The following is a 1,065-nucleotide window of genomic DNA, read 5'->3' on the forward strand; positions in this document are numbered from 1 at the left end:
GCGACCGACCCGGCGCGGCTTGCCGAATTGCGCGCTGCCGCCGCCAGCGCCGACAGCGCCTTTGCCGCGCGCGCCGGGGAAGCGGCCCGACTCGCCCGCGCCGCCGCCGGCCAGCCCGCCGAAAGTGCCGAGCGCGCCGCCGCCCTGATCGCGCTCGCCGAGCTCGACACCCAGCGCGGGCGCACCGCCAGCGCGCTCGCCGCGCTCGACAGCCTCGCCGCCGAGGCTGCCAATGCGCTCAGCCCCGATCCGGCGCTCACCGCCGCGCAGGGCGAAGTCGCCGCCACCCTCGCCCGCGAGGACGAGACGATCGCGCGGCTCTGGGGAACAATGGGATCATGAACCTCGCCTGTGCCACCTGCCCGGTGAAGGAGACCGCCGCCTGCGCGGTGCTCACCCCCGATGAGCGCGACGCGATGGCCGCCGCGGGCCGCACCCGCACGCTGAAACGCGGCGAGATGCTGTTTGCCGCCGGAGACGAGGAAGCCGCCTGCGCGACGCTGCTGACCGGCGCGCTCAAGGTCTCGGCGGTGGATGTCGAGGGCAACGAGCAGATCCTCGCGCTCGTCCACCCGGCGGGCTTCATCGGTGAGCTGTTCGCGCCTTTCGCGCATCACGACGTGGTGGCGCTGACCGAGAGCCGCCTGTGCACCTTCGCGCGCGCCGACATCGAGCGCGCGATCGAGGATTACCCCGCCCTCGCCCGCGCGCTGCTGCGCCGCAGCCAGGCCGACCTGCTGGCGACGCGCAACCTGCTCGAACTCACGGGCCACGCCAGCGCCGAGGCGCGGCTCGCGGCGCTGCTCCACGATTTCGCCGCCGCGGCGAGCGACAGTTCCTGCCACCTCGCCAAGCATTTCGAGCTGCCGCTGACCCGCGGCGAGATCGCCAACATGCTCGGCCTGACGATCGAGACCGTCAGCCGCAAGCTGGGCGAACTGGAAGACATGGGCGCGATCCGGCGCGAGGGGAAGCGCGGGATCGCGCTGCTCGATGCAGGGATGCTGCAGGACGTATCGGGGCGGTAAGGCTGTTTGTTTGCGTGCCACCTTCGGTGGCGCAGAC

At 73.0% G+C, this 1,065-nt stretch carries 1 protein-coding gene and 1 pseudogene; both read left to right on the forward strand.

All coding sequences use genetic code 11. The features are described 5' to 3' along the window. Nucleotides 1–342: pseudogene (locus tag AX692_RS20235) on the forward strand (hypothetical protein); the annotation flags it as partial. Further along, nucleotides 339–1,028 carry a Crp/Fnr family transcriptional regulator gene (locus AX692_RS14485; RefSeq protein ID WP_073973748.1) on the forward strand — a complete coding sequence of 230 codons (690 nt, stop codon included), beginning with the start codon at nucleotides 339–341 and terminating at the stop codon, nucleotides 1,026–1,028. The pseudogene AX692_RS20235 and the gene AX692_RS14485, both read left to right, overlap by 4 nt. Nucleotides 1,029–1,065: the final 37 nt, after the last annotated feature.

This window comes from Erythrobacter donghaensis (genome assembly GCF_001557325.1).
GTDB lineage: Bacteria > Pseudomonadota > Alphaproteobacteria > Sphingomonadales > Sphingomonadaceae > Erythrobacter > Erythrobacter donghaensis_B.